We start from the raw sequence: 1,379 nt of genomic DNA, 5'->3' as shown, positions 1-1,379 counted from the left end.
AAGGCCTTGAAAGGCGTGCCGCTCGTCGCGCGCAGCGTGAGCCTCGTCGCCCACCTGCTGGAAGAGAGCGTGGAGCCGATTGGCTTCGCACTGGCGCATGCCGGTGAAAGCGCGATCAAGTACGTCGCGTGAACAGGCACTCCCGGAACACAACGCGGCGCTGCCGCATATGGAGCAATCGAAGTGATCAAGGTATTGCAGAACATTCGCGTTATTGAGCAGGGCACCTTCATTACCGGACCGGCCACGGGGATGCTGCTTGGCGACCTCGGCGCCGACGTCGTCAAGGTCGAGCAGCCCGGCGCGGGTGACCCCTTCCGGGCATTTCGCGGCGGCCTGTACAGCCCGCACTTCCAGACGTACAACCGCAACAAGCGCAGCGTCACACTCAACACGAAAGATGCCGGCGATCTCGCCGCTTTCGATGAACTCATCCGTACGGCGGATGTATACATCCAGAACTTTCGACCTGGCGCGGCGGCGCGCCTGAATGTGGACGAAGCGCGTCTTCGTGCGATCAATCCTCGCCTGATCTACTGTTCGATCAGCGGCTTCGGCCAGTCGGGGCCTTCCATGGGTCGCCCGGCGTACGATACGGTCGCGCAGGCTGCCAGTGGATTCCTCGGACTGCTGGTCAATCCGGAGAACCCGCGTGTGGTTGGACCGGCGATCGCTGATTCGATCACGGGTTTCTACGCCGCCTACGGCATTCTCGGGGCGCTGCAGGAGCGCGCACGCACCGGAACGGGCCTGAGCGTGGAAGTGTCGATGCTCGAGGCCATGACCCACTTCAACATGGATGCGTTCACGCACTACTATTCGGCCAACGAGGTGATGGGACCCTACAGCCGGCCGATGGTCTCGCAGTCGTACGTGATGAAATGCCGGGATGGCAAGTGGCTCGCGCTGCACATGTCGTCGCCGGAAAAATTCTGGCAGGGGCTCGCCATGGTGATCGGTAGACCCGGCTTGCTCGACGACCCGCGCTTTTCGACGCGGGAGGGGCGCATCGACAACCAGGAAGCCATGATCGAGGTCCTCACCGGAGTGTTCGTCGAACGCGACCGCGACGAATGGTGTCGCCTGCTGCTCGCGCAGGACGTGCCGCATGCGCCGATGTACGACGCCAGCGAGGCGCTGGAAGACCCGCAGGCGAAGCATCTGGAACTGCTGGTGTCCGCACGCCACGCCACTATGGGCGAATACAGGACCGTGCGCAGTCCGGTGAGCTACAACGGCGAACGCTCGCTTGCGATTGTTCCCCCGCCGGTGCTCGGCGAACACAACGAAGAAATCCTCGGGCCTCTGCGCGCGTGAGACAGCGCCGCGCTCCCCGAGATGAGACAAAGATGTCTCACCGGGCAGCGCGGCAAAGAAAA

General features: G+C 63.2%; 1 protein-coding gene. It reads left to right on the top strand.

The genetic code is table 11. The features are described 5' to 3' along the window. Positions 1-183 precede the first annotated feature (183 nt). On the top strand, positions 184-1,317 hold the full coding sequence (locus P0D89_RS53020) for a CaiB/BaiF CoA transferase family protein (protein WP_408379637.1): 1,134 nt from the start codon (positions 184-186) through the stop codon (positions 1,315-1,317). Positions 1,318-1,379 lie beyond the last annotated feature (62 nt).

Source organism: Paraburkholderia sp. RL18-085-BIA-A (assembly GCF_046027075.1).
GTDB lineage: Bacteria > Pseudomonadota > Gammaproteobacteria > Burkholderiales > Burkholderiaceae > Paraburkholderia.
Note: the sequence above shows the minus strand (reverse complement) of the source record. Positions and strands in the feature narration are given on the sequence as shown.